General features: G+C 66.4%; 33 protein-coding genes. All 33 read right to left on the bottom strand.

What is annotated here, in order from left to right:
• Positions 1-27: 27 nt before the first annotated feature.
• Positions 28-633: a 30S ribosomal protein S4 gene (gene rpsD / locus C8E96_RS04905; protein WP_091382609.1), complete on the bottom strand. Its 606-nt coding sequence runs from the start codon at positions 631-633 to the stop codon at positions 28-30.
• A 23-nt stretch (positions 634-656) separates the two neighbouring features.
• Positions 657-1,064, bottom strand: a complete 408-nt coding sequence (gene rpsK / locus C8E96_RS04910) for a 30S ribosomal protein S11 (RefSeq protein ID WP_054052188.1) — start codon at positions 1,062-1,064, stop codon at positions 657-659.
• 194 nt (positions 1,065-1,258) lie between these two features.
• Complete coding sequence (gene rpsM, locus C8E96_RS04915) at positions 1,259-1,639, bottom strand: 30S ribosomal protein S13 (RefSeq protein ID WP_091382611.1); 381 nt, start codon at positions 1,637-1,639, stop codon at positions 1,259-1,261.
• Between the two features lie 176 nt (positions 1,640-1,815).
• On the bottom strand, positions 1,816-1,929 hold the full coding sequence (gene rpmJ, locus C8E96_RS04920) for a 50S ribosomal protein L36 (protein ID WP_018682809.1): 114 nt from the start codon (positions 1,927-1,929) through the stop codon (positions 1,816-1,818).
• An 83-nt stretch (positions 1,930-2,012) separates the two neighbouring features.
• The gene (gene infA / locus C8E96_RS04925) at positions 2,013-2,234 is read right to left on the bottom strand and encodes a translation initiation factor IF-1 (RefSeq protein ID WP_005166804.1); all 222 of its coding nucleotides are present in this window, start codon (positions 2,232-2,234) and stop codon (positions 2,013-2,015) included.
• A 155-nt stretch (positions 2,235-2,389) separates the two neighbouring features.
• The gene (locus tag C8E96_RS04930) at positions 2,390-3,286 is read right to left on the bottom strand and encodes a hypothetical protein (protein WP_133794181.1); all 897 of its coding nucleotides are present in this window, start codon (positions 3,284-3,286) and stop codon (positions 2,390-2,392) included.
• A gap of 70 nt (positions 3,287-3,356) precedes the next feature.
• On the bottom strand, positions 3,357-4,127 hold the full coding sequence (gene map, locus C8E96_RS04935; RefSeq protein ID WP_091382925.1) for a type I methionyl aminopeptidase: 771 nt from the start codon (positions 4,125-4,127) through the stop codon (positions 3,357-3,359).
• A 56-nt stretch (positions 4,128-4,183) separates the two neighbouring features.
• The gene (locus tag C8E96_RS04940) at positions 4,184-4,738 is read right to left on the bottom strand and encodes an adenylate kinase (protein ID WP_091382615.1); all 555 of its coding nucleotides are present in this window, start codon (positions 4,736-4,738) and stop codon (positions 4,184-4,186) included.
• Positions 4,735-6,039: a preprotein translocase subunit SecY gene (gene secY / locus C8E96_RS04945; protein WP_091382617.1), complete on the bottom strand. Its 1,305-nt coding sequence runs from the start codon at positions 6,037-6,039 to the stop codon at positions 4,735-4,737. Before secY ends, C8E96_RS04940 begins: the two co-directional genes overlap by 4 nt.
• A gap of 208 nt (positions 6,040-6,247) precedes the next feature.
• The gene (locus C8E96_RS04950) at positions 6,248-6,871 is read right to left on the bottom strand and encodes a LysE family translocator (RefSeq protein ID WP_091382620.1); all 624 of its coding nucleotides are present in this window, start codon (positions 6,869-6,871) and stop codon (positions 6,248-6,250) included.
• 531 nt (positions 6,872-7,402) lie between these two features.
• Entirely contained in the window at positions 7,403-7,888 is a 486-nt protein-coding gene (locus C8E96_RS04955; protein WP_166657873.1) for a GNAT family N-acetyltransferase, read from the bottom strand.
• 106 nt (positions 7,889-7,994) lie between these two features.
• Complete coding sequence (gene rplO / locus C8E96_RS04960) at positions 7,995-8,444, bottom strand: 50S ribosomal protein L15 (RefSeq protein WP_091382624.1); 450 nt, start codon at positions 8,442-8,444, stop codon at positions 7,995-7,997.
• The gene (gene rpmD, locus C8E96_RS04965) at positions 8,441-8,626 is read right to left on the bottom strand and encodes a 50S ribosomal protein L30 (protein ID WP_091382626.1); all 186 of its coding nucleotides are present in this window, start codon (positions 8,624-8,626) and stop codon (positions 8,441-8,443) included. The genes rplO and rpmD overlap by 4 nt, the downstream gene beginning before the upstream one ends.
• Position 8,627: 1 nt before the next feature.
• Positions 8,628-9,302, bottom strand: coding sequence for a 30S ribosomal protein S5 (gene rpsE, locus C8E96_RS04970; protein ID WP_091382628.1), 675 nt, complete (start codon positions 9,300-9,302; stop codon positions 8,628-8,630).
• A gap of 31 nt (positions 9,303-9,333) precedes the next feature.
• Positions 9,334-9,735 (bottom strand): 50S ribosomal protein L18, encoded by a 402-nt coding sequence (gene rplR, locus C8E96_RS04975; protein WP_166657874.1) that lies wholly within the window; start codon positions 9,733-9,735, stop codon positions 9,334-9,336.
• Positions 9,736-9,737: 2 nt separating this feature from the next.
• Entirely contained in the window at positions 9,738-10,277 is a 540-nt protein-coding gene (gene rplF, locus C8E96_RS04980) for a 50S ribosomal protein L6 (protein ID WP_091382632.1), read from the bottom strand.
• 18 nt (positions 10,278-10,295) lie between these two features.
• Positions 10,296-10,694 carry a 30S ribosomal protein S8 gene (rpsH, locus tag C8E96_RS04985; protein ID WP_091382634.1) on the bottom strand — a complete coding sequence of 133 codons (399 nt, stop codon included), beginning with the start codon at positions 10,692-10,694 and terminating at the stop codon, positions 10,296-10,298.
• Positions 10,695-10,802: 108 nt separating this feature from the next.
• Positions 10,803-10,988 carry a type Z 30S ribosomal protein S14 gene (locus C8E96_RS04990; RefSeq protein ID WP_091382637.1) on the bottom strand — a complete coding sequence of 62 codons (186 nt, stop codon included), beginning with the start codon at positions 10,986-10,988 and terminating at the stop codon, positions 10,803-10,805.
• Between the two features lie 4 nt (positions 10,989-10,992).
• Complete coding sequence (gene rplE, locus C8E96_RS04995) at positions 10,993-11,556, bottom strand: 50S ribosomal protein L5 (protein WP_091382640.1); 564 nt, start codon at positions 11,554-11,556, stop codon at positions 10,993-10,995.
• Positions 11,557-11,558: 2 nt separating this feature from the next.
• Positions 11,559-11,876 carry a 50S ribosomal protein L24 gene (rplX, locus tag C8E96_RS05000; protein WP_091382927.1) on the bottom strand — a complete coding sequence of 106 codons (318 nt, stop codon included), beginning with the start codon at positions 11,874-11,876 and terminating at the stop codon, positions 11,559-11,561.
• 15 nt (positions 11,877-11,891) lie between these two features.
• Positions 11,892-12,260 (bottom strand): 50S ribosomal protein L14, encoded by a 369-nt coding sequence (rplN, locus tag C8E96_RS05005; RefSeq protein WP_091382642.1) that lies wholly within the window; start codon positions 12,258-12,260, stop codon positions 11,892-11,894.
• A 74-nt stretch (positions 12,261-12,334) separates the two neighbouring features.
• Entirely contained in the window at positions 12,335-12,622 is a 288-nt protein-coding gene (rpsQ, locus tag C8E96_RS05010; protein WP_091382643.1) for a 30S ribosomal protein S17, read from the bottom strand.
• On the bottom strand, positions 12,619-12,861 hold the full coding sequence (gene rpmC / locus C8E96_RS05015) for a 50S ribosomal protein L29 (RefSeq protein ID WP_091382645.1): 243 nt from the start codon (positions 12,859-12,861) through the stop codon (positions 12,619-12,621). The genes rpsQ and rpmC overlap by 4 nt, the downstream gene beginning before the upstream one ends.
• The gene (gene rplP, locus C8E96_RS05020) at positions 12,861-13,280 is read right to left on the bottom strand and encodes a 50S ribosomal protein L16 (protein WP_091382647.1); all 420 of its coding nucleotides are present in this window, start codon (positions 13,278-13,280) and stop codon (positions 12,861-12,863) included. The genes rpmC and rplP overlap by 1 nt, the downstream gene beginning before the upstream one ends.
• A gap of 3 nt (positions 13,281-13,283) precedes the next feature.
• The gene (gene rpsC / locus C8E96_RS05025) at positions 13,284-14,114 is read right to left on the bottom strand and encodes a 30S ribosomal protein S3 (protein WP_091382648.1); all 831 of its coding nucleotides are present in this window, start codon (positions 14,112-14,114) and stop codon (positions 13,284-13,286) included.
• On the bottom strand, positions 14,114-14,527 hold the full coding sequence (rplV, locus tag C8E96_RS05030) for a 50S ribosomal protein L22 (protein ID WP_091382651.1): 414 nt from the start codon (positions 14,525-14,527) through the stop codon (positions 14,114-14,116). Before rplV ends, rpsC begins: the two co-directional genes overlap by 1 nt.
• Positions 14,528-14,598: 71 nt before the next feature.
• Positions 14,599-14,880 carry a 30S ribosomal protein S19 gene (gene rpsS, locus C8E96_RS05035; protein ID WP_018682829.1) on the bottom strand — a complete coding sequence of 94 codons (282 nt, stop codon included), beginning with the start codon at positions 14,878-14,880 and terminating at the stop codon, positions 14,599-14,601.
• Between the two features lie 17 nt (positions 14,881-14,897).
• A complete protein-coding gene (gene rplB / locus C8E96_RS05040; protein WP_091382654.1) occupies positions 14,898-15,734 on the bottom strand; it encodes a 50S ribosomal protein L2 in 837 nt (278 codons plus the stop codon).
• A gap of 15 nt (positions 15,735-15,749) precedes the next feature.
• Positions 15,750-16,049, bottom strand: coding sequence for a 50S ribosomal protein L23 (gene rplW, locus C8E96_RS05045; protein WP_091382657.1), 300 nt, complete (start codon positions 16,047-16,049; stop codon positions 15,750-15,752).
• Complete coding sequence (gene rplD, locus C8E96_RS05050) at positions 16,046-16,942, bottom strand: 50S ribosomal protein L4, sunset domain variant (protein WP_091382660.1); 897 nt, start codon at positions 16,940-16,942, stop codon at positions 16,046-16,048. Before rplD ends, rplW begins: the two co-directional genes overlap by 4 nt.
• Positions 16,942-17,592: a 50S ribosomal protein L3 gene (gene rplC / locus C8E96_RS05055; protein WP_091382662.1), complete on the bottom strand. Its 651-nt coding sequence runs from the start codon at positions 17,590-17,592 to the stop codon at positions 16,942-16,944. The genes rplD and rplC overlap by 1 nt, the downstream gene beginning before the upstream one ends.
• A 38-nt stretch (positions 17,593-17,630) precedes the next feature.
• Positions 17,631-17,936 carry a 30S ribosomal protein S10 gene (rpsJ, locus tag C8E96_RS05060; protein ID WP_003938093.1) on the bottom strand — a complete coding sequence of 102 codons (306 nt, stop codon included), beginning with the start codon at positions 17,934-17,936 and terminating at the stop codon, positions 17,631-17,633.
• Positions 17,937-18,323: 387 nt separating this feature from the next.
• On the bottom strand, positions 18,324-19,517 hold the full coding sequence (gene tuf / locus C8E96_RS05065) for an elongation factor Tu (protein ID WP_091382664.1): 1,194 nt from the start codon (positions 19,515-19,517) through the stop codon (positions 18,324-18,326).
• Positions 19,518-19,593: the final 76 nt, after the last annotated feature.

Here is a 19,593-nt window from a genome sequence, read left to right on the forward strand (position 1 = left end):
CGGCATTGGCCGCCGGCCCGGTCACGATTACTTCGAGTAGTACTCGACGATGAGCTGTTCGGTCACCGGAACGTCGATCTGCGCGCGCTCGGGGAGCTGGTGCACCAGGATCCGGAGGTTGGACTGCACGACCTGCAGCCAACCCGGGATCGGGCGGTCACCGAAGGACTCCTTGGCGGCCACGAACGGGAGGGTGCCCAGCGACTTCGGCTTGACGTCGATGATGTCGAACTTCGACACCTGGTAGCTGGGGATGTTCACCTTCTTGCCGTTCACCAGGAAGTGAGCGTGGCTCACGAGCTGGCGGGCCTGGCGGCGCGTGCGGGCGAGGCCCGCACGGTAGACCACGTTGTCCAGACGCGATTCGAGCAGCTGGAGCAGGACCTCACCGGTCTTGCCCTCGCGGCGAACCGCCTCTTCGTAGTACTTGCGGAACTGACGCTCGAGGACGCCGTAGGTGTAGCGCGCCTTCTGCTTCTCCTGCAGCTGGAGCAGGTACTCGCTCTCCTTGATCCGACCGCGGCCGTGCTGGCCGGGCGGGTAAGGACGACGCTCGAATGCCTGGTCTCCGCCGACAAGGTCGACCTTGAGCCGACGCGAGATGCGGGTCGCGGGGCCGGTGTAGCGTGCCATCTCTTCTTACTCCTCCCCGTTCCTCAGACCCGGCGCCGCTTGGGCGGGCGGCAGCCGTTGTGAGGCTGCGGGGTCACGTCCTGAATGGTGCCGACCTCGAGGCCCGCCGCCTGCAGCGAGCGGATCGCGGTCTCCCGGCCGGAGCCGGGGCCCTTGACGAACACGTCGACCTTCTTGACGCCGTGCTCGGCGGCCTTGCGGGCCGCGTTCTCGGCGGCCATCTGGGCGGCGAACGGCGTCGACTTACGAGAGCCCTTGAAACCGACGTGGCCGGACGAGGCCCACGCGATGACAGCACCGGTCGGGTCCGTGATGGACACGATGGTGTTGTTGAAGGTGCTCTTGATGTGAGCGTGGCCGTGCGTGATGTTCTTCTTTTCCTTGCGCCGGACCTTTTTGACTCCGGCGCCGGTACGCGACTTCGGTGGCATGTCTCTGGGTTTCTCCTAGCTGCTTCGCGAGGTGGTGATGACTGGAGCTGCGTGCCGGATTCGAGTTCCGGCGTCCGTGTAGAGGTCGCGCAGTGCAGCCGGACGGGCGCACTTGGGCGCGACCATGAGGGCCACGAATGGCCTGTTGCGTCGCCTCTGTGGAACAACGGCGACCACGGTCTCGCAGCTCTTGCTCACTTCTTTCCGGCCTTCTTCTTGCCGGCGACCGTCTTCTTCGGGCCCTTGCGGGTACGGGCGTTGGTCTTCGTCCGCTGACCGCGGACGGGCAGACCGCGGCGCCACCGCAGGCCCTCGTAGCAGCCGATTTCGATCTTCCGGCGGATGTCGGCCTGAACCTCACGGCGCAGGTCACCCTCGACCTTGAAGTTCTCTTCGATGTATTCACGAAGTTTGACGAGCTCGTCGTCGGACAAGTCCTTGACGCGCAGGTCCGGGCTGATCTCGGTGGCGACCAGGAGCTCCTTGGAGCGGGTCCGGCCGATACCGAAGATGTAGGTCAGCGCGATCTCCATCCGCTTTTCGCGGGGGAGGTCTACGCCGGCGAGTCGTGCCATGTCGGCGGTTTCTCCTCTGATTCGTCTTCAGGTCTGCTCCCCTACCGCCCTGAGACCGACTCGATGGTCTCAAGACCCGGCCTGAAGTCCGGGCGTGAACCAGGTCCGTCTGACCTGGCAGGTGCGGGAAGTTCGTCTGTGTAGCTGTCGTCGTCCGAACTACGACGGGGAACTGCTCAGCCCTGGCGCTGCTTGTGGCGCAGGTTCTCGCAGATCACCATGACCCGGCCGTGACGGCGGATCACCTTGCACTTGTCGCAGATCTTCTTGACGCTCGGGTTGACCTTCACGTCTGCTTTCTCCTGCTTCGGCCGCGTGCCCCCGAGAAGCCGAGGGCACCGATAGTGGCATCCCAGTCAGAGCGACTGGGGAGTCACTTGTAGCGGTAGACGATGCGGCCGCGGGACAGGTCGTAGGGCGAAAGCTCTACGACGACCCGGTCCTCAGGCAAGATACGGATGTAGTGCTGCCGCATCTTGCCGCTGATGTGCGCGAGAACCTTGTGGCCGTTCTCCAACTCGACGCGGAACATCGCGTTGGGGAGTGGCTCGACCACGCGGCCTTCGACCTCGATGGCCCCGTCCTTCTTGCCCATGTCCTCCGCGTTTCGTGACGTGTTGACTTTGCATCGACGGGCATGACACACGGCGACGACCTGCACCACTGAGTGACACGCACGGCGAAACCGGCACTCGAATAGTGCCAGCGGTCAAGTGTACGCGCCGGTCACTTGGCGCCCAAATCGGGTCGTCAGAACTCGTCGATGAACCTCAGGATCCGGTCCCACAGTGTCTCAGGCCTGCTGGGCTGCTGCGCGGCCGGGCGGCTCGGGCAGCCCAGGATGTGGAGATAGCGCTGGTCGTCGGGAATCGCTTGGCGACACCACACGCAGGGCTGGGGGGTCTGGCGCGCGATCGAAGCCTGCTGGTTGGCGACGAGCTTGCCGAAGTTGGTCGTGGCAGGACGGGTGGGCTGCGGCCGGGTAGCGAGGAGCTTCTTGAAGTCAGTCGTGGCCGCGGGACGCGTGACCTGCGGCTTGGTGGCGAAGAACGTGCTGTAGTCGGGCTTCCCGGGACTGGCGGACACCGCGGTGATCCGGGACCGCAGGGGCAGGTCCAGCGAACTGTGCTGACCGACCTGGACCGTGGTTCCCGACACGCCGGTGTAGGGATCGGCCAGGGTGAACAGCGAGTTCCGGGTGCCGCCGAACGCGCTGAGCGAGTAGCTCCCGCGGGGCACGGCGACAGTCAGCGGGCTGCCTATCCGCGCCGGGATCACCAAGCCGCTGCGCCCTTGGACGAACCGGTGTCCGGAGACGACGACACTGACCGGGTCGCCAGCGCGCAAACCCAGGGCACGGGCGGCCGGGGTCAGCGCTGGGTTGATCGACAGCGATCCCAGCTGGGACGAGCCCCGGTCGTCCAGCGACCCGAGGCGCAGCGGTGCGCCTCTGGCGGTGAACGCCTGCACCGGCATACCCGACTGAGTGAAGATCAGGTCGCGCCGGTCGTAGAGGTACTCGAACGCCCACAAAGCCAGCGGACCGAGCGGGCCTGCCAGCGCCGAGACGATCTCCAGCGACGCGAACACGCCCTTGCGCTTCTCCGCGCTGGTCAACCGCCAGGACGGCGAATCCTCACCAGGCATCGTCCCCCCAACTCCCGCCGGAAATGACCTTCGCGAAGTATGTCGCGACCAGGCGGCGAGGGGTTACGGGTTATTCGGGGGCGGTCAGGACCCAGGGGCCGTCGTCGGTCACCGCGACGGTGTGTTCCCAGTGGGCGGCGCGGGAGCCGTCGGCGGTGACGACGGTCCAGCCGTCCTCCAGCTCCACCGTCTCCTCGGCGCCGAGGGTGAGCATCGGCTCGATGGCGATGGCCATGCCGACGCGCAGGCGCGGGCCCTTGCCGGGCTTGCCGTAGTTCGGCAGGAACGGGTCCATGTGCATGGAGCTGCCGATGCCGTGGCCGCCATATTCGCGGACGATGCCGTACGTGCGGCCGTCGGCGCGCTCCGAGGCGTGGACCGAGGTCTCCACGGCGTGGGAGATGTCGGTGAGCCGGTTGCCGGGGCGGATGGCTTCGATGCCCGCGAGCATGGACGCCTTGGTGGCGTCGGACAGCGCCTGGTCGGCGTCGCTGATGCTGCCGACGAACAGGGTCACGGCCGAGTCGCCGTGCCACTCGTCGAGGATGGCGCCGCAGTCGACGGAGATGAGGTCGCCGTCGGCGAGCACCTGGGACTTGCTGGGGATGCCGTGGACGATCTGCTCGTTGACCGAGGCGCAGATGCTCGCCGGGAAGCCGTGGTAGCCCTTGAAGGACGGCACGGCCCCGGCGTCGCGGATGGTCTGCTCGGCGATCTCGTCGAGCTCGGCGGTGCTGACGCCAGCGCGCGCCGCGGCCGCGACGGCGGCCAATGACTTGGCCACCACCAGGCCCGCGGCGCGCATCGCGTCGAGCTCGCCAGGGGACTTGATCTCGATCATGCGGGAACGCCAGGTCGAGATCGCCATGCGGAGGCCGCCGAACATGCCACCGCCGCTCACGTCCGAGCGCGGATCGAGTCCAGCACGCGACCGGTGATCTGGTCGACGTCGCCGACCGCGTCGATCGTGATGAGCACGTCGGCGTAGTAGTCGAGCAGCGGGGCGGTCTCCGAGCGGTACACCTGCTGGCGGTGCCGGATGACCGACTCGTTGTCGTCGTCGCGGCCGCGGGCGAGCAGCCGCTCGACCACGACCTCTTCGTCGATCCGGAACTCGACCACAGCGTCGATCTTGGTGTCCGCGGCGCTGAGGATCTCTCCCAGCACCGCGGCCTGACCGACATTGCGCGGGAAGCCGTCCAACAGGAAGCCGTCGACGGCATCCGGCTGGGCGAGCCGCTCGCGGACCATCTCGTTGGTGACCTCGTCGGGCACGAGCTGCCCCGAGTCGAGGTACCGCTTGACGTCCTGGCCGAGTTCGGTGTTGTTCGCGATGTGCGCCCGGAAGAGGTCACCGGTGGAGATGTGCGGTACGCCGAGCTTGTGGCTCAAAGCGGTCGCCTGGGTGCCTTTTCCCGCTCCGGGCGGGCCAACGAGAACAACACGAGTCACTTGAGGAACCCTTCGTAGTTTCGCTGCATGAGCTGGCTCTCGATCTGCTTCACCGTGTCCAGACCGACGCCGACCATGATCAGCACCGCGGTGCCGCCGAACGGGAAGTTCTGGTTCTGCCCCTCGGCAGTGATGTCGAGGAAGAAGTTCGGCAGAACGGCGATGGTGCCGAGGTAGAGCGAACCGGGCAGGGTGATCCGGCTCAGCACGAAGCTCAGGTAGTCGGAGGTGGAGCGGCCCGGGCGGATGCCCGGAATGAAGCCGCCGAACTTCTTCATCTCGTCCGCACGCTCGGTGACGTTGAACGTGATCGTGATGTAGAAGTACGTGAAGAAGATGATCAAGCCGAAGTACACCGCGATGTGCACCCAGCTGGACTGCTTCGTCAGGTGGTTGGCGACGAACTGGTTCCACCAGGAGCCGCTCTCGGTGCCGACCAGCTTGGTGATCAGGTCCGGCAGGTAGAGCAGCGACGAGGCGAAGATGACCGGGATGACGCCCGCCTGGTTCACCTTGAGCGGCAGGTAGGTCGAGGTGCCGCCGTACATGCGGCGCCCGATCATGCGCTTGGCGTACTGGACCGGGATCCGGCGCTGGCCCTGCTCGACGAACACGACGCTGGCGATGATCAGCAGCGCGAAGACGCAGACGACCGCGAAGGTCACGCCGCCCTGGTTGTCGAGGATGGTCTTGCCCTCGAACGGGATGCGGGCGGCGATGTTGACGAACATCAGCAGGGACATGCCGTTGCCGATGCCGCGCTCGGTGATGAGCTCGCCGAACCACATGATCACCGCGGTGCCCGCGGTCATCGTCGTGACGATGACGATCAGGGTGAAGGTGCTGCCGTTGGGGATGACGTCGTCCGGGCAGTTGCCGAAGAGCTGGTCACCGTTGGCCATGGCCACGATGCCGGTCGCCTGCAGGACGGCGAGGGCGATCGTCAGGTAGCGCGTGTACTGCGTCAGCTTGCCCTGACCGGCCTGGCCTTCCTTCTTGAGCTGCTCGAACCGTGGAATGACCACGGTGAGCAGTTGGATGATGATGCTCGCGGTGATGTAGGGCATGATCCCCAGCGCGAACACCGAAAGTTGGAGTAGGGCGCCGCCGCTGAACAGGTTCAGCAGCTGGGTGATGCCCTCGGTCTGGACGCCCTCGATGCACTTCTTGACGTTCGGATACGACACACCGGGCGACGGCAGGGCCGCGCCCACGCGGTAGATCGCAATGATGCCGAGCGTGAAAAGGATCTTGCGGCGCAGGTCCGGCGTCGCGAGAGCCGAGCGGAAGGCGCTGAGCACGCAGGAACCTCCATCGGCGTCACCGGCAACTCAGTGCCGGTGAACGGCTTAACCGGCTGGTCGCCGGCAGGGAACATGTCCCGACTGCCAGGTGCTGGCAAGCCAGGAACGCTTCGGGGTACCTACCCCGAAGCGTGCTGACGACTGTAACAGCACTACCGGGGCATCTATCACCCATGGGGTGGCCAAACCTGCCACACGGATGGCCCTAACGCGGTGATGAAGCTAACATCCCGGCCATTCCCAGCAGAATCACACCTGTGCCCCGGTCCAGGTTGCGCTGGGCACGCTTGCTCATGCGGACCGCGCGGACGATCGCGCCGATGCCGACGTAGATGCTTCCCGCCGCCAACTCGGCCACCAGGTAGACCGCGCCCAGGGTGAGAACCTGGGCCGTGACCTGGCCGCGAGCGGGGTCGATGAACTGCGGGACGAACGCGGTGAAGATCAAGACGGCCTTCGGGTTGGTGACCGCCGTGATGAACTCTTTCCTCGCGAGCGCGAAGAGGCTCGGTGCCGTTGTCACGTCGTCGGCCGCGGTGAAGGCGCCTGCGCGGAAGCTCGTGTAGAGGATCCGGGCGCCGATCCAGACCAGGTACGCGACGCCGACCCATTTGATGACCGTGAGGGCGTGCTCGGAGGCGGCGAGCAGGCTGCCCAGCCCCGCGGCCACGGCGGCGATAAGGATGGCGAAGCCGGTGAGCCTGCCGAAGAGGCCGGTGACACCGCTCGCGGGGCCGTAGCGCATGCCGTGGTGCATGCCGAGCAGGTTGTTCGCCCCCGGGGTCATGGCGACCAGGAAGGCGGCGCCGAGGAAGACGAGCAGCCACATAGGGCCATGCCTACCAGGGGCGATGCCGGCGGCGCGCGTGGATTTCGGCTATCTCACTGTTCGGGCTTGCCGCGGGTTCCTGCTGCGTCCCCGGCTTTCGTGAGGGTTCCGAGGGATGCGGGTGGTCGGGTGCGAGTCCGGGGGCCGTTCGGCTTGATCTGGGGACCCCGGAGAAGGACCTGCGCGGGAAAAGGGGCAGGGTGATGAAACTGCCCCGCGCCACGCGAGTTTAGGTCCTTCTCCCCCCAGATAAAGCCGAACGGCTCTGCGTCGAAGAAGCCAACTGTCTGGAGGTGGCCTGCTTCGGGTGGCGGTGAGTGGGGGGCTGGTTTAGGACCAGGAGCCATTGCCTTGCCTAGGCGGGTTGGCTCGCCTTCCCTCGCCCTCTCCGCACGCTCTTACTCGCCTTCCCTCGCCCTCCCCGCACGCTCTTACTCGCCTTCCCTCGCCCCTCCCCGCCTCTCACCGCATTCCACTCGCCCCATCGCACGCGCCACCCCATCTCACGCGTCCAGCGGGCGCGGCAGTGGGTCAGGCCGTGGGGTGGGTGGGGATTTCGGCGGTCACCTTGGTCGGGGTGGTGGTCAGGGTGGCCCCGCAGCGAGTGAGGGCCCTGATGGCCGCTGTGTTGTCCGGTGTGGTGTCCGCCCGGACCTTCTGGATGCCCGCCTCGGCGGCGATGTCCAACAGGATGCGCAGGGCGTCCACGCCGATTCCCTGGCTGCGCATGTGCCTGCCGAGCCACATGCCCGTCTCGGCCGTCCCAGGTTCCTCCAGGCGCCGGAGGCGGATCATTCCGACCGTTTCCCCGCGCAGCTGGATCGCGTACATCAGCGTGCCCTTGGCGCCGTCGGCGTGGGAGCGGTGGAAGGCGCGGAACGCGGTTCGCCGGGCGTCGGTCCAACCGGGTGGGCCCTCGACGGGCGGCATCACGTCATCGGGCTCGGCGTAGGCCACGGCGACCGTCAGGAGGTCCTCGGTCAGGGCTTCGTCGAGCGGGGTCAGTCGAACGATCACACCGAGGAGTGTGTCCCTCACCCGCCGCTGAGCCAACTCTTATCCAGGCACGACAAAGCCGGGCACGCGAGTGCGTGCCCGGCTTTGTCGGGTGTTTCTGGCTGGATCAGACCAGCGCGATGGCGGAACCGCCACCGGCGTTGAGCTTCTCCACAGCGCTGCTGGAGAACTTGTCAGCAGTGATGTCCAGCTTGACGCCGTTCAGGTCCCCGTTGCCGAGGATCTTCACGAGCGAGTTCTTGCGGACGAGACCGGCCTGCACCAGGTCCGGGATACCGACGGCGCCGCCATCGGGGAACGCCACAGCGACGTCTCCGACGTTGACGACCTGGTACTCGGTCCGGAAGCGGTTCTTGAAGCCCTTGAGCTTCGGGAGCCGCATCTGGATCGGCATCTGGCCACCCTCGAAGCGCGCGGGGACGTTCTTGCGCGCCTTGGTGCCCTTGGTACCGCGACCAGCCGTCTTGCCCTTGGAGCCTTCACCGCGACCGACACGGATCTTGTCGCGCTTGGCGCCGGGGGCCGGACGCAGGTGGTGGATTTTGATCGACATCAGGCGTCGACCTCCTCAACGACTACGAGGTGGCGGACACAGTGGATCAGGCCACGCACCTCAGGGGTGTCCTCGCGCACCGTCGACTGACGAATCTTGCGCAGGCCGAGAGTCCGGAGGGACTCACGGTGGTTGCGCTTCGTGCCGATGGTGCTCTTGATCTGGGTCACCTTGAGCTGTGCCATGTCATCCCACCTGCCCAGCGGCCGCGGCCGCCGCACGGGCGCGGAGCATGCCTGCCGGAGCGACGTCCTCGAGGGGGAGGCCACGACGGGCCGCGACCTCTTCCGGACGCTGCAGACCCTTGAGGGCCGCAACGGTGGCGTGCACGATGTTGATGGCGTTGTCGCTACCCAGCGACTTCGACAGCACGTCGTGGACGCCCGCGCACTCCAGCACGGCGCGAACCGGGCCACCGGCGATAACACCGGTACCGGCGCTGGCCGGGCGCAGGAGCACCACGCCGGCAGCCTTCTCGCCCTGGATGGGGTGCGGGATGGTGCCACCGATACGCGGGACGCGGAAGAAGTTCTTCTTGGCTTCCTCCACACCCTTCGCGATCGCGGCGGGCACCTCCTTGGCCTTGCCGTAGCCGACACCGACCATGCCGTCGCCGTCACCGACCACGACCAGGGCGGTGAAGCTGAAGCGACGACCACCCTTCACGACCTTGGCGACGCGGTTGATCGCCACAACGCGCTCGAGGTGCGGGCTCTTCTCCTGAGCCTGACCACGACCGCCACCATCGCGACGGTCGCCGCGACCGCGACGCTCGCCACGCTCGCCGCCCTGGCCACCGCCCTGGCCGCCCTGGCCGCCAGGTCCGCCCTGGCCGCCGAACTGCCGCGTACGTCCCGGCATCAGGCGTTCCTTCCCTTGTTGCTCTGCATGATCAGAACTCCAGCCCCGCGCCGCGGGCCGCGTCGGCCAGCGCCGCGATACGGCCGGTGTACTTGTTGCCGCCGCGGTCGAACACGACCGCGGAGATGCCGGCGTCCTTGGCCCGACCGGCAACCAGCTCGCCGACCTTGGCCGAACGGGCCTTCTTGTCGCCGTCGACCGCGCGGACATCCGCCTCGAGGGAGGTTGCCGACGCGAGCGTGCGGCCCGCGAGGTCGTCGACGATCTGCACGGTGATGTGCCGCGCCGACCGGTGAACGACCAGGCGAGGACGCTCCGGCGTACCGCTGATCTTCTTGCGGAGCCGGAAGTGCCTGCGGGTCTTCGAGACGCGGCGCTTGGTGGACACATCGGTGCCCACCGGCTTGCGCTTCGTGATAGTCGCTTCGCTCATGATCACTTACCCGTCTTTCCGACCTTGCGGCGGATCTTCTCGCCGGAGTACCGGACGCCCTTGCCCTTGTACGGGTCGGGCTTGCGCAGCTTGCGGATGTTGGCGGCGATTTCGCCGACTCGCTGCTTGTCGATACCCGAGACGGAGAACTTGGTGGGGCTCTCCACGGTGAAGGTGATGCCCTCGGGGGCGACGACCTTCACCGGGTGGCTGAAGCCGAGCGCGAACTCGAGGTCCGAACCCTTCGCCATGACGCGGTAACCGACGCCGTGGATCTCAAGCTTCTTCTCGTAGCCCTCGGTGACACCGACGACCAGGTTGTTGACAAGCGAACGGGTCAGACCGTGCAGCGCACGGCTCTGCCGCTCGTCGTTGGGGCGCTTGACCTCAAGCGTGCCGTCCTCGGCGCGCTCGACGACAATGGGCTCCGAGACGGTGAGTGCCAGGGTGCCCTTGGGGCCCTTCACGCTGACGTTCTGACCGTCGATGTTGATGTCGACCCCAGCCGGGACGGGGATCGGAAGCCTTCCGATGCGAGACATACGTTGCTCCCCCTTCCCTTACCAGACGTAGGCGAGGACTTCTCCGCCCACGCCCTGCTTGTTTGCCTGACGGTCGGTCAGCAGGCCACCGGACGTGGAGATGATCGCCACGCCCAGGCCACCGAGAACCTTCGGCAGATTGGTCGACTTCGCGTACACCCGGAGACCGGGCTTCGACACCCGGCGCAGACCGGCGATGCTGCGCTCGCGATTGGGGCCGTACTTCAGCTCGACGACGAGGTTCTTGCCCTTCTCGCCGTCTTCGTCGCGGAAGCCGGTGATGTAGCCCTCACGCTGAAGGATCTCGGCGATGTGCGCCTTGAGCTTCGAGTGCGGCAGCACGACCTCGTCGTGGTATGCCGAGTTGGCATTACGCAGACGGGTCAAGAAGTCTGCGATCGGGTCGGTCATCGTCATGGTGACCTGTCAACCTTTCTCGCCGTGGTTCCCTTTCAGGCCTACGGCGAACTGGGGGTAAAGCGGGCTAGGCAGCCCGGTCCACAGCGGACTGTGGACCGGACGGTCCTACCAGCTGGACTTGCTGACGCCGGGCAATTCGCCCGCGTGGGCCATCTGGCGCAGGCAGATTCGGCACAGGCCGAACTTGCGGAACACCGAGTGCGGACGGCCGCAGCGGTTACACCGGGTGTAGCCGCGCACCTTGAACTTCGGCTTCTTGGAAGCCTTGTGGACAAGAGCCTTCTTCGCCATCGGCTCAGTTCTCCTTGAACGGGAAGCCCAGGTGCTTCAGCAGCGCCCGGCCCTCTTCGTCGTTGATCGCGGTGGTGACGATGGTGATGTCCATGCCGCGCTGGCGGTCGATCGAGTCGGGATCGATCTCGTGGAACATCGACTGCTCGTTGAGGCCGAACGTGTAGTTGCCGTTGCCGTCGAACTGCTTGCCCGACAGGCCGCGGAAGTCGCGGATACGCGGCAGCGCGATCGTCAGCAGGCGGTCGAGGAACTCCCACATGCGGTCGCCGCGCAGGGTGACCCGGGCGCCGATCGGCATGCCCTCACGCAGCTTGAACTGCGCGATGGACTTGCGGGCCTTGCGGACCTCGGGCTTCTGGCCGGTGATCGTGGCGAGGTCGCGGACCGCACCCTCGATCAGCTTGCCGTCGCGGGCGGCGTCGCCGACACCCATGTTGACGACGACCTTGACCACGCCGGGGATCTGCATGACGTTGGCGTAGTTGTACTCGTCCCGCAGAGCGACCGTGATTTCCTCGCGGTAGCGCGTCTTGAGACGGGGGATGATCTTCTCAGTGGTAGTCATGATCAGATCTCCTTCCCATTGCCGCTGCCGCGAGCGATACGGACCTTGCGGCCCTCGTCATCGAACTTGTAGCCCACGCGGACCGCCTTGCCCTCGGACACCAGCATCACGTTCGACACGTGGATGGGCGCTTCCTGGGTGACGATGCCGCCGGACTGGGCGCCGCGCTGGGTCTGCGAGATCCGGGTGTGCTTCTTGACCCGGTTCACACCCTCGACGAGGACCTTGGAGGTCTCGGGGTAGGCCTGAATGACCTTGCCCTTCGCGCCCTTGTCCTTGCCCGCGATGACGACGACCGTGTCGCCCTTCTTGATCTTCATCTTGGTCTTCATGAGTCAGAGCACCTCCGGCGCGAGCGAGATGATCTTCATGAACTTCTTGTCGCGCAGCTCGCGGCCGACCGGGCCGAAGATGCGGGTCCCACGGGGCTCACCCTCCGGCTTGATCAGCACGGCGGCGTTCTCGTCGAACCTGATGTAGGACCCGTCCGGACGGCGACGCTCCTTGACGGTGCGAACGATGACCGCCTTGACGACGTCACCCTTCTTCACCGCCGCACCGGGGATCGCGTCCTTGACGGTGGCGACGATGATGTCGCCGATGCCCGCGTAGCGACGGCCCGAGCCACCGAGAACACGGATGCAAAGGATTTCCTTCGCACCGGTGTTGTCGGCGACACGCAGCCGCGACTCCTGCTGGATCACTTCAACTCCTGACCATTCTTGGCTCGCCAGATTTCCGACCTGACAAGCTCGGTCTTACCTGGAACAGCTTGTGGTTACTTGGCCTTCTCGAGGATCTCGACGAGCCGCCAGCGCTTGGACGCCGACAGCGGGCGGGTCTCCATGATCTGGACCCGGTCGCCGATACCCGCGGTGTTGCCCTCGTCGTGCACCTTCACCTTGGTGGTGGAGCGCAGGACCTTGGAGTACCGCGGGTGCTTCTTGCGGTCTTCCAGGGCGACGACGACGGTCTTGTCCATCTTGTCGGACACGACCAGGCCCTCGCGGACCTTGCGGTTGTTGCGGACTTCGGTTTCAGTCTCGTTCACAGTGTTCTCGCTCATGCTGCGCCCTCAGCAGACGCGTCGGGGGCCGACGAGAGGCCGAGCTCGCGCTCGCGCATCACGGTGTAGATCCTGGCGATCTCGTGCTTGACCGTGCGCAGCCGACGGTTGTTGTCGAGCTGCCCGGTGGCCATCTGGAAACGAAGGTTGAAGAGCTCTTCCTTCGCCTCACGCAGACGCAGCACGAGCTCTTCTTCGTTGAGCTCGCGGAGGTCTGCCGCGGTGGTTCCCGCTGCCATCAGAAGTCACCACCTTCACGCGTGACGATGCGGCACTTCATCGGAAGCTTGTGGATCGCGCGGCGCAGTGCCTCGCGCGCCACGGTCTCGTTCGGGAAGCTCATCTCGAACATGACGCGACCCGGCTTGACGTTGGCCACCCAGTACTCGGGGGAACCCTTACCGGAACCCATGCGGGTCTCGGCAGGCTTCTTGGTGAGCGGGCGGTCGGGGAAGATGTTGATCCACACCTTGCCGCCACGGCGGATGTGCCGGTTGATGGCGATACGAGCGGACTCGATCTGCCGGTTGGTGACGTACGCGGGCTCGAGCGCCTGGATGCCGAACTCGCCGAACGTGACGCGCGTGCCGCCCTTGGCAGCGCCCGATCGCTTCGGGTGGTGCTGCTTGCGGTGCTTTACCCTGCGCGGGATAAGCATGACTCAGCTCTCCCCGTTGCCAGAGGCTTCTGCCGCGGGGGCTTCTGCCTTCGTCTGCTGCGCCTCGGCGGCCGCACGGCCCGCCTCGGTGCTGGTAGCGGTGGTGCCGGAGGCACCGGAGCGACGCGCCCGGTTCGGACGCTCACGACGCGGCTCGCGACGGTCGGCCGACGGAGCAGCCGAACGCGCCTCGTGCTCGCGGCGGCCGCCGACGACCTCGCCCTTGTAGATCCACACCTTGACGCCGATACGGCCGAAGGTGGTGCGGGCCTCGAAGAAGCCGTAGTCGATGTCCGCGCGCAGCGTGTGCAGCGGGACGCGACCCTCGCGGTAGTGCTCCGAGCGGGACATCTCGGCGCCGCCGAGACGGCCACCGCACTGCACCCGGATGCCCTTGACCTGCGGCGAGCGCATGGCCGACTGGATGGCCTTGCGCATCGCGCGCCGGAACGACACACGGTTGGACAGCTGCTCGGCGGTCACCTGGGCGACCAGCTGGGCGTCGGCCTCGGGGTTCTTGACCTCGAGGATGTTGAGCTGGACCTGCTTCTTGGTGAGCTTCTCGAGCTCGCCGCGAATACGGTCAGCCTCAGCGCCACGACGGCCGATGACGATTCCGGGACGCGCGGTGTGGATGTCGACGCGAACCCGGTCACGGGTCCGTTCGATCTCCACGCGGGAGATGCCGGCGCGCTCCATGCCCTTGGACAGGAGGCGGCGGATCTTCACGTCTTCCGCGACGTACTCGGCGTACTGCTTGTCGGCGTACCAACGGGACCGCCAGTCGGTGGTGATCCCAAGCCGGAAGCCGTGTGGGTTGATCTTCTGCCCCATTAGCGGGCACCACCCTTCTTGGCAGCCTTGGCTGCGGGCTTCGGCCGGGACTCGACCTCGACCGTGATGTGGCTCGTGCGCTTGCGGATCCGGTAGGCGCGCCCCTGGGCACGCGGACGGAAACGCTTCAACGTCGGACCCTCGTCCACGTACACCGTCGACACCCAGAGGGTGTCCGGGTCGAGGTTGAGGTTGTTCTCGGCGTTGGCAATGGCACTGGCGAGCACCTTCGCGACCGGCTCACTAGCTGCCTGCGGCGCGAACTGGAGCACGGCCAGGGCCTCGCTGGCGCTACGGCCCCTGATGAGCTCGACGACGCGGCGCACCTTCATGGGCGTGTCGCGAACGTAGCGAGCCCGAGCAACGGCGCGAGGAAGTTCCTCCTGCGCCGGAGCTTCGTTACGGGCGTTCATCGCTGCTTCCCCTTGCTAGGACTAGCCCCGCTCACGCGGGGAGAGTTTGCTCTGTTAGTTCGAGCCGCCTGCTAGCGGCGACGGGCCTTGCGGTCGTCCTTGATGTGGCCCTTGAACGTGCGGGTCGGGGCGAACTCGCCCAGCTTGTGACCCACCATGGCCTCGGAGACGAACACCGGGACGTGCTTGCGGCCGTCGTGCACGGCGATCGTGTGCCCCAGCATGTCGGGGATGATCGTCGAGCGACGCGACCAAGTCTTGATCACGGTCTTCTTGCCGGACTCGTTGAGAGCGTCCACCTTCTTGAGCAGGTGGTCGTCCACGAACGGGCCCTTCTTCAGGCTGCGTGGCATTGCTTCTACCTCCCTGCTCAGCGCTTGTTCTTGCCGGTGGTCCGGCGGCGGACGATCAGCTTGTCGCTCGGCTTGTTGCGGCGAGTGCGGCCTTCGGGCTTACCAGCCGGGTTCACCGGGTGGCGACCACCGGAGGTCTTACCCTCACCACCACCATGCGGGTGGTCGACCGGGTTCATCGCGACACCGCGGACGGTCGGGCGCTTGCCCTTCCAGCGCATGCGGCCCGCCTTGCCCCAGTTGATGTTGGAGTGATCGGCGTTGCCGACCTCTCCGACCGTGGCGCGGCAGCGAACGTCCACGTTGCGGATCTCGCCGGACGGCATACGCAGCTGGGCGTAGGGGCCGTCCTTCGCGACGAGTCGCACGCTGACACCGGCGGACCGGGCGATCTTGGCGCCGCCACCGGGGCGGAGCTCGATCGCGTGGATCACGGTGCCGACGGGGATGTTGCGCAGCGGCAGGTTGTTGCCCGGCTTGATGTCGGCGCGGGGGCCGTTCTCAATCGGGTCGCCCTGCGACAGCTTGTTCGGCGCGATGATGTAGCGCTTCTCGCCGTCCGCGTAGTGCAGCAGCGCGATGCGGGCGGTGCGGTTGGGGTCGTACTCGATGTGAGCGACCTTGGCCGGCACGCCGTCCTTGTCGTTGCGGCGGAAGTCGATGAGGCGGTACGCGCGCTTGTGACCGCCACCCTTGTGCCGGGTGGTGATCTTGCCGTGCGCGTTACGCCCGCCCTTGCCATGCAGGGGACGGATCAGCGACTTCTCCGGCGTCGACCGGGTGATCTCGGCGAAGTCCGACACGCTGGAGCCACGACGGCCCGGGGTGGTCGGCTTGTATTTGCGGATGCCCATGTTTTAGTCAGTCCCTTACGCGGCCGGGCCGCCGAAGATCTCGATCGGCTTGCTCTCCGGGGAGAGCGTGACGATCGCGCGCTTCGTGTCCTTGCGCTTGCCGAACCCGGTGCGGGTGCGCTTGCGCTTTCCGTTGCGGTTGAGCGTGTTGACGCTCACCACCTTCACGCCGAAGACCTTCTCGACCGCGATCTTGATCTGGGTCTTGTTGGCGTCCGGAGACACCACAAAGGTGTACTTGTTCTCTTCGAGGAGCCCGTAGGACTTCTCGGAGATCACCGGCGCGAGCAGGATGTCGCGGGGATCGGGGATCACTTGTCCTCCTCAGACTTCCGCTGCGACGGCGGCAACTGGAAGCCAGCCTTCTCAGCGTCCTCGGCGGTGGCGAACCACACCTCGGCAACGGTCCGGTCGTAGAAAGCGGTGCCCGGCGCGTGGTACAGCTTCGAGTCGGCGTTGCCCTTGATCGGGAAACCCTCCGGCTGCGAGCCGTCCTCCAGCGCGTCGTGGCTGCCCGCACCGAAGCGCGAGTCGCCGACGAGGCCCTGGACCTCGGAGCCCTTGGCCGAAGCCTTGGCGCCGCGGGTCGGGGCGGACAGGAACGAGTCGAGCGCGGCCTTCGTGAACACGATGTCGTCGTTGACGAGCACGTCATAGGTGTTCAGCTGGTCCGGCGCGATCACGTGCACGTTCTGCAGGTTGCGCACCGACACCCAGGCGACGTCCTCGTCACGGGTCAGCACGACCAGAACGCGCTTGGCGTCGGTCAGCGTGGCCAGCAGGTTGCGGGCGGTCTTGGTCGAGGGCTTGTCGCCGTCCACCAGGCCGGTCACCACGTGCACCTGGCCGGAGCGGGCCCGGTCGGAGAGGGCACCGCGCAGAGCGGCGGCCTTCATCTTCTTGGGGGTCCGCTGGGCGTAGTCGCGCGGCTGCGGGCCGTGCGAGATACCGCCGCCGACGAACTGCGGGGAACGCGTCGAGCCCTGACGGGCGCGGCCGGTGCCCTTCTGGCGGTACGGCTTCTTGCCGCCGCCGGAGACCTCGCCACGAGTCTTCGTCGAGTGCGTGCCCTGGCGGGCCGCGGCGAGCTGCGCCGTGACCACCTGGTGCATCAGCGGAATGTTCGCCTGCACGTCGAAGATCTCTGCGGGAAGCTCGGCAGTGCCGTCGGTCTTGCCCGCGGGGGTCTTGATGTCAATGCTGGTCATCAGGCACCACCCTTAGCTGCGGAACGCAGGAACAAGAGGCCGCCCTTGGGCCCCGGAACGGCGCCCTTGATCAGGATCAGGCCGGACTCGCCGTCGACCTGGTGCACCTTGAGGTTCTGGGTGGTCACCCGGACGTTGCCCATCCGGCCCGCCATCCGCAGGCCCTTGAACACGCGGCCCGGGGTGGCACAGCCACCGATGGAACCCGGGGAGCGGTGCTTGCGCTGGGTGCCGTGCGAGGCGCCCAGACCCTTGAAGCCGTGCCGCTTCATGACACCCGCGGTGCCCTTGCCCTTGGTGGTCCCCGTGATGTCGATGACCTGACCGGCCTCGAACACCTCAGCGGTGATCTCCTGGCCGAGCTCGTATTCGGTGGCGTCGGTGGTGCGCAGCTCCGCGAGGAAGCGGCGCGGCGTCACACCCGCCTTGCCGAAGTGGCCGGCTTCAGGCTTGTTGACCTTGCGCGGGTCGATGGCGCCGAACGCCAGCTGGACCGCGACATAGCCGTCGGATTCCTGGTTACGGATCTGCGTGACCACGTTGGGTCCCGCCTTGACGACGGTCACCGGAACGATCCGGTTGTTCTCGTCGAAGATCTGGGTCATCCCGAGCTTGGTGCCCAGGATTCCCTTCATCTGCCTGTCAGACATGGCTATCGTTACTCTCCGCCGCTCTCGCCACGCACGCTTTACTGGATGTTGACGTCGACACTGGCCGGCAGGTCGATGCGCATGAGCGCGTCGACCGTCTTCGGCGTCGGGTCGAGAATGTCGATCAGACGCTTGTGCGTACGCATCTCGAAGTGCTCGCGCGAGTCCTTGTACTTGTGCGGCGAGCGAATGACGCAGTAGACGTTCTTCTCGGTGGGCAGCGGCACTGGCCCGACGACCCGCGCGCCGGTGCGCGTCACGGTCTCCACGATCTTGCGCGCGGACGCGTCGATCGCCTCGTGGTCGTAGGCCTTGAGCCGGATGCGGATCTTCTGTCCCGCCATAATGGCTTGCCGTTCCTCTGTCTCGTACCGCTGCGGTGCGGTTGCGATCCCCGGCGGGCCCGCAAAGGCCGTGCCGCGCCGCTTCCCTGTTCATAAGTCAATTCGGTGTTCGGATCCCTGGCTTCCCCGGTCCACGCGGTCGGGCGTGTCGCGCCGACTCCACATGCGGGTCCCTTGTCGATTCCGAGCTCCACTGGTGGAGGACTCATCGCCACGGGGGCCAAACCAAAGATCCGAGGGTCGTAATAGACCCCGGCACTCGTGCCGAGGCGGCCGGTAAGAAGCTGACCGGCCGCCCCGCAACGAGCAACCCATAAAGAATGCCACACGAGGGTGCGGCAATCCAAACCGGGGTGTCCGAGCTAACTCGGACACCCCGGATCGGAACTAAGCGATGATCTTCGTGACCTGACCGGCACCCACGGTGCGGCCACCCTCGCGGATGGCGAACCGCAGACCCTCGTCCATGGCGATCGGCTGGATCAGCTTCACGGTCATGGAGGTGTTGTCGCCCGGCATGACCATCTCGGTGCCCTCGGGGAGGGTAACGACACCGGTCACGTCGGTGGTGCGGAAGTAGAACTGCGGGCGGTAGTTGTTGAAGAACGGGGTGTGACGTCCACCCTCGTCCTTGCTCAGGATGACCGCCTGCGCCTCGAAGTCGGTGTGCGGGGTGGTGGTGCCGGGGCGAACCACAACCTGGCCGCGCTCGACATCCTCACGCTTGACACCGCGGAGCAGCAGCGCCGCGTTGTCACCCGCCCGACCCTCGTCGAGGAACTTCTTGAACATCTCGATGCTGGTGACCGTGGTCGACAGCGCCTTCTCGCGGATTCCGACGACCTCGACGGTCTCGTTCACCTTGATGATGCCGCGCTCGATACGGCCGGTCACGACGGTGCCGCGGCCGGTGATCGTGAAGACGTCCTCGATCGGCATGAGGAACGGCTTCTCGGTCTCCCGCTCGGGCTCCGGGATGCTCTCGTCGACCGCGGTCATGAGCTCCATGAGGCGCTCGCCCCACTCGGCGTCACCCTCGAGGGCCTTGAGCGCGGAGACGCGCACGACCGGCAGGTCGTCGCCCGGGAACTCGTACTCGGTCAGCAGCTCGCGAACCTCGAGCTCGACGAGCTCCAGGATCTCCTCGTCGTCCACCATGTCGGCCTTGTTCAGCGCGACAACGATGTACGGCACGCCGACCTGACGGGCCAGGAGCACGTGCTCCTTGGTCTGCGGCATCGGACCATCGGTCGCGGCGACCACGAGGATCGCGCCGTCCATCTGGGCGGCACCGGTGATCATGTTCTTGATGTAGTCCGCGTGACCCGGGCAGTCGACGTGCGCGTAGTGACGCTTGCCGGTCTCGTACTCGATGTGTGCGATCGAGATCGTGATACCGCGCTGCTTCTCTTCCGGCGCCTTGTCGATCTGATCGAAGTTCATCAGAGGGTTCACGTCGGGGAACTTGTCGTGCAGGACCCTGGAAATCGCCGCGGTCAGCGTGGTCTTGCCGTGGTCGATGTGACCAATGGTCCCGATGTTGACGTGCGGCTTGGTCCGCTCGAACTTCGCCTTCGCCACTTTGTGTCCTCCTGGACTAGTACTTCCCGCCTGACCGGACATTCGGTGGCGGCTATTCAGGGTCAAATGTGCGGAC

Origin of the sequence: Actinokineospora alba (genome assembly GCF_004362515.1) — a bacterium.
Lineage (GTDB): Bacteria > Actinomycetota > Actinomycetes > Mycobacteriales > Pseudonocardiaceae > Actinokineospora > Actinokineospora alba.

What these genes read in the sequence shown, in the direction of transcription:
- rpsD (WP_091382609.1), bottom strand. Translation starts at nt 633, where the DNA reads ATGGCACGCTACACCGGCCCCGCGACCCGCATCTCGCGTCGGCTCAAG.
- rpsK (WP_054052188.1), bottom strand. Translation starts at nt 1,064, where the DNA reads ATGCCACCGAAGTCGCGTACCGGCGCCGGAGTCAAAAAGGTCCGGCGC.
- rpsM (WP_091382611.1), bottom strand. Translation starts at nt 1,639, where the DNA reads ATGGCACGACTCGCCGGCGTAGACCTCCCCCGCGAAAAGCGGATGGAG.
- infA (WP_005166804.1), bottom strand. Translation starts at nt 2,234, where the DNA reads ATGGGCAAGAAGGACGGGGCCATCGAGGTCGAAGGCCGCGTGGTCGAG.
- C8E96_RS04930 (WP_133794181.1), bottom strand. Translation starts at nt 3,286, where the DNA reads ATGCCTGGTGAGGATTCGCCGTCCTGGCGGTTGACCAGCGCGGAGAAG.
- map (WP_091382925.1), bottom strand. Translation starts at nt 4,127, where the DNA reads ATGATCGAGATCAAGTCCCCTGGCGAGCTCGACGCGATGCGCGCCGCG.
- C8E96_RS04950 (WP_091382620.1), bottom strand. Translation starts at nt 6,871, where the DNA reads ATGTGGCTGCTCGTCTTCCTCGGCGCCGCCTTCCTGGTCGCCATGACC.
- rpmD (WP_091382626.1), bottom strand. Translation starts at nt 8,626, where the DNA reads ATGGCACAGCTCAAGGTGACCCAGATCAAGAGCACCATCGGCACGAAG.
- rpsE (WP_091382628.1), bottom strand. Translation starts at nt 9,302, where the DNA reads ATGCCGGGACGTACGCGGCAGTTCGGCGGCCAGGGCGGACCTGGCGGC.
- rplR (WP_166657874.1), bottom strand. Translation starts at nt 9,735, where the DNA reads ATGAGCGAAGCGACTATCACGAAGCGCAAGCCGGTGGGCACCGATGTG.
- rplF (WP_091382632.1), bottom strand. Translation starts at nt 10,277, where the DNA reads ATGTCTCGCATCGGAAGGCTTCCGATCCCCGTCCCGGCTGGGGTCGAC.
- rpsH (WP_091382634.1), bottom strand. Translation starts at nt 10,694, where the DNA reads ATGACGATGACCGACCCGATCGCAGACTTCTTGACCCGTCTGCGTAAT.
- C8E96_RS04990 (WP_091382637.1), bottom strand. Translation starts at nt 10,988, where the DNA reads ATGGCGAAGAAGGCTCTTGTCCACAAGGCTTCCAAGAAGCCGAAGTTC.
- rplE (WP_091382640.1), bottom strand. Translation starts at nt 11,556, where the DNA reads ATGACTACCACTGAGAAGATCATCCCCCGTCTCAAGACGCGCTACCGC.
- rplX (WP_091382927.1), bottom strand. Translation starts at nt 11,876, where the DNA reads ATGAAGATCAAGAAGGGCGACACGGTCGTCGTCATCGCGGGCAAGGAC.
- rpsQ (WP_091382643.1), bottom strand. Translation starts at nt 12,622, where the DNA reads ATGAGCGAGAACACTGTGAACGAGACTGAAACCGAAGTCCGCAACAAC.
- rpmC (WP_091382645.1), bottom strand. Translation starts at nt 12,861, where the DNA reads ATGGCAGCGGGAACCACCGCGGCAGACCTCCGCGAGCTCAACGAAGAA.
- rplP (WP_091382647.1), bottom strand. Translation starts at nt 13,280, where the DNA reads ATGCTTATCCCGCGCAGGGTAAAGCACCGCAAGCAGCACCACCCGAAG.
- rpsC (WP_091382648.1), bottom strand. Translation starts at nt 14,114, where the DNA reads ATGGGGCAGAAGATCAACCCACACGGCTTCCGGCTTGGGATCACCACC.
- rplV (WP_091382651.1), bottom strand. Translation starts at nt 14,527, where the DNA reads ATGAACGCCCGTAACGAAGCTCCGGCGCAGGAGGAACTTCCTCGCGCC.
- rpsS (WP_018682829.1), bottom strand. Translation starts at nt 14,880, where the DNA reads ATGCCACGCAGCCTGAAGAAGGGCCCGTTCGTGGACGACCACCTGCTC.
- rplB (WP_091382654.1), bottom strand. Translation starts at nt 15,734, where the DNA reads ATGGGCATCCGCAAATACAAGCCGACCACCCCGGGCCGTCGTGGCTCC.
- rplD (WP_091382660.1), bottom strand. Translation starts at nt 16,942, where the DNA reads ATGACCAGCATTGACATCAAGACCCCCGCGGGCAAGACCGACGGCACT.
- rplC (WP_091382662.1), bottom strand. Translation starts at nt 17,592, where the DNA reads ATGTCTGACAGGCAGATGAAGGGAATCCTGGGCACCAAGCTCGGGATG.
- rpsJ (WP_003938093.1), bottom strand. Translation starts at nt 17,936, where the DNA reads ATGGCGGGACAGAAGATCCGCATCCGGCTCAAGGCCTACGACCACGAG.